At 66.0% G+C, this 3,679-nt stretch carries 4 protein-coding genes; 1 reads left to right on the top strand and 3 read right to left on the bottom strand.

All coding sequences use genetic code 11. The annotated features are described in order from the left end of the window. The first annotated feature begins 169 nt into the window (after positions 1-169). Positions 170-1,003: a hypothetical protein gene (locus tag AB0J09_RS59145; protein WP_360712218.1), complete on the top strand. Its 834-nt coding sequence runs from the start codon at positions 170-172 to the stop codon at positions 1,001-1,003. Between the two features lie 16 nt (positions 1,004-1,019). Here the strand turns inward: AB0J09_RS59145 and AB0J09_RS59140 are convergent, their stop codons facing one another. From AB0J09_RS59140 to AB0J09_RS59130, 3 genes are all read right to left on the bottom strand, one after another. Continuing rightward, on the bottom strand, positions 1,020-1,757 hold the full coding sequence (locus AB0J09_RS59140) for a phosphotransferase (protein ID WP_360712215.1): 738 nt from the start codon (positions 1,755-1,757) through the stop codon (positions 1,020-1,022). A gap of 351 nt (positions 1,758-2,108) precedes the next feature. Continuing rightward, positions 2,109-2,951: a tyrosine-protein phosphatase gene (locus AB0J09_RS59135; protein ID WP_360712213.1), complete on the bottom strand. Its 843-nt coding sequence runs from the start codon at positions 2,949-2,951 to the stop codon at positions 2,109-2,111. 366 nt (positions 2,952-3,317) lie between these two features. Next, on the bottom strand, positions 3,318-3,679 hold a 362-nt coding region (locus AB0J09_RS59130; protein ID WP_360712211.1), incomplete at its 5' end, for a lanthionine synthetase LanC family protein.

The following is a 3,679-nucleotide window of genomic DNA, read 5'->3' as shown; positions in this document are numbered from 1 at the left end:
GGACTGGCCAGCATGCGCCTCAACAACCGCACCGGCGACGTCCGCGTGCAGCCCGGCGACGGCCGCGTCACCCTCGACGACACCCCCATCAGCTCCCCGCCGACCGAGCACACCGCTCTCAGCCGCCTCTACTTCCTGTGATCATCCTGCGCCCTCGAAGGAGCCCGCCATGTCCCTGAGTGCTGCCACCGCCGCGCTTCTCACCCACGGCCACGCCAGCATCGACCTGCCCGCCGCCGCCGCCAAGGCCCTGAGCGCGCTGCGCGTCGCCGCCGCCGCGTTCTTCACCCTGGAGGAGAACGTCAAGCGCACCCACGGCAGCGACGACTTCACCTACGGGTTCCGCCCGTACGGCCGCCAATACTCCATCAGCCCCGACCGGCCCGACATGAACGAAAGCTTCACCTACTGGGCAGACAACCCCACCACCGTCCCCCACCACGACACGCCCACCGTCGCACCATTCCTGCAGGCCCTCAGCGACTACTGGACCGTAGCCGCCGCCATCGCCGGCAACGTACTCACCGAGCTGGCGGCCCACTACGGGCACCAGCCACACGCCGCCCCACCATTTCGCGACTACTCCTACCTGGAGATCAACTGGTACCACCCCAGCGACCGAGACCTGCTGCAGGACCGGCACGAGGACGGCCACCTGCTCACTCTCGCCGTTTCCGACGGCCCCGGCCTGGAGATCGAAACCGGCGGGCGGATGAACCCCGTGCCCGTCCACGACAACCGGCTCCTGGCGATGCCGGGCAGCCTCCTCACCGCGATGACCGGCGCCGACATCCCGCCGCTCTACCACCAGGTCCGCAACCACCGGCTTCCGCAGCGCCTGACCGTGCTGTTCCTGGCCAACCCACCGCTCGACCGGCCCGTTCCACCCTTCGTGCACCGCGAGGGACAACCCGTCGACATCGCCCACCTCGCGCGCACCTCCGGGGCCATGTTCGGGCTCCCCGACGCACCAGCACGCCCGGCCGCGCACACCAGCGGCTGAGCCGACCCGCCAGCGGTCAGGCCAGCGCCCGGTCGAACACCTCACGGTGCGCGTAGACGAAGTGGTGCTCCCTTTTGCTCCACGCGATCCGGTCAGCCAGGACCTCCGGTCCAGCTGGGGCCGTTTCCGGATGCGCCGCGAGCTCCGCCCAGAAACGGACATTGCGCGATTGCCGCTCCAGGACGCAGTCGGTCAGCGCGTGGCGCTCCGCCTCGTGCAGACCGTAGGTGTCGGCGAGGAGGCGCACCTGCGCCGCCTGATCCACCAGCGCCATCGTCTGTTTCGACGAAATCGACCAGGTCCACGCCATGTACGCGACATCTTCAAGGCGGCCACCCGGGGCCGCCTGCTCGAAGTCGATGAATGCAACCGGCATGTCGTTCTGGAAGACCGCGTTGTTGGGGCCGGGGTCATGGTGGCACACGACGTCGAAGCGACCAGCCAAGTCACTTCCGCGCGTAGCGTCATGCATCTGACGCAAAAGGCGGGCCGCTGCGCCCACCTGGTCATCGGACCAGGGCCGGAATTTCGCGGGCACTTCACCCGGGATATAGGTGAATAGATCCTTGCCGTCCACCTGGCCCAAATACTTCGGGGCACCAGTGAAATTCTGCTGTTCGAAAGTTTTGAGAAGCGCAGCCATGAATTCGGATGAATTCGAGGCGGGCCGCAGAACCGTGTCGTTCCTTCGGAGAACTTCCGACGCCATGCGCCCTCCGGTCAGTGTGACCGCGCCATCAGACACATCAGTCATTGCCGTCGCTCCCACACCTTGATCGCCGATGGGTTCATGCGCACCGTGAAGCACTCATTCACAGCGGGGCACCCTGAGCCCACCCTGTAACCTGAGCGAGCTTAGCGGAGTCGGACCGACGGCGGTCCCGACTCACGGTAATCGGCAAAAATGGAGCGGAAGCGCGTTTTCAAGATCGGAAATTCCGGCGCGAGTCCGGTGTGCGCACCCTCGTGACGAGCGCTGAGCGACGACGACAGTGCTCGAAAGCGCCCTGCCTGCGGTGGCATGCACGGCGGCCAACGTCGACGTGCTGTCGCCGGCCTGGGCGCCCGCGTGCACCGCAGGCGCCAAAGGCGATGACCGTGCCTCTCAGGACACCAGCAGCGACCGCAGCGCGTCGAGGTCTTGCAGTGTCACCCCGTGAGCCTGAAGGCAGGCAAGGAGGCTGCCGTACTCCGTGGTGATAGTATCCATCGCCGATCGGAGTAGCTCTTCGGACACCGGATGGTTGTACCGCGTCACCCCCGATTCGTCGATGAAGGAGACGGGCCCGGCGGCGAGGGCGAGCTCGATGTTGGACTGGACGAAGTCCGCGACAACCTCGTGCCAGGCCACACCGAGCAGTGTCTGGATGATGGCCATGGCCAGGCCGGTTCTGTCCTTGCCGACAGCGCACTGGACGACCACGGGAGTGACATCCGGACGGCCGAGTTCCTTGATCAGCCGCGCGATGGCCGGCGCACCGTAGACGGCCATGAACGGGTAGAGCCGCACGGGGTCCAAAGGCCAGTCCTTGCCATCGAACCCAGAGAAGTCGGACAGTCCCATCCGGCGAAGCTCCGCCCGGTCTGGCAGCGCGGGCAGTGCGACCCACGTCACCTCCAGACCGTGCTTCTGGCCGGGCCAGACGATGTTCTCGGCCCCGCTGCGGAGATCGATCACGGTGCGGATGCCGAGTCTGCGCAGCCGTTCCACCCCGATGTCACTGAGGCGGTTCAGCGAACCTGATCTGAAGAGGAGGCCGGACTTCAGCGCGGAAATTCCGGCGTCGCGGAAGTTGCGCACGTTGGGAACATCGAGCGCGCGACTCGGAGGAGAAGAGGGCTCACTTGCTGACTGATCCGATATTCTAGGGTGCGTCATAAGATAATTGTAGGCAATATGATACGAGAAGTCTCTCTTGCAAAGAGCCGCATAATTTGCTTCCGCCATTGGATCTTCGATCTTGGATTAACGGCCTTCGTGCGCGCCTGATCACAAGCCTTACGTTCCAGGGTCATGCCTTACGAATTCCTCTCCGATGAGCAGGTAGCCCGCTACGGGCGCTTCCGCGAGCAGCCGACCCCGGCGGAGCTGGAGCAGTTCTTTCGTCTAGACGACTCCGGCCTTGGCAGCTCTGGAGGCCAAACGCCGTCCGGTGACCAAGCTGGGTTGGGCGGTGCAGTAGGGGACGGATCGGATGCTCGGCGTTGTCCTCACCGAGGAGCCGTTGGCTGTCCCGCTGGGAGCGGATCGGGGTGTAGGTAAGACTCGTGCAGCCAGGTACAGGGGATCAAGTTCGCCCGATCCACGCTCTGTTCAGGACAGAAGCAAGACGGCATCCCATCGGGTGGCGGTCGTGGGGGCCGGTAGGTTGCCGTGGTCGGCGAGAGCGAGGGCGATGCCCGCTGCTCCGGTCAGAAGCCCGGGATCGTCGGACGCGGTCCCTGCCCGGAGGTGCTGTACGGCGAAGAGGTGTTCGGGGTTGAACGCCGATGCGACCGACGACGCCGCAGGATCGACGGTGGCCGGTTTGCGGGCGGCAGCGCATTGGATCACTCCAGAGCTGCCATGGCACAGGGTGGGTCCCTCGGTGTCCCACAGGTGGGCGGGGCGGCTGGCCAGGGACGCGATGGCCGTGTCGCCGGCCTCGGCCAGGTGTGGGTCTGGCAGCGCGTGGC

The sequence above is a fragment of the Nonomuraea sp. NPDC049784 genome (assembly GCF_040659615.1).
In the GTDB taxonomy this organism is placed as follows: Bacteria; Actinomycetota; Actinomycetes; order Streptosporangiales; family Streptosporangiaceae; genus Nonomuraea.
Note: the sequence above shows the minus strand (reverse complement) of the source record. Positions and strands in the feature narration are given on the sequence as shown.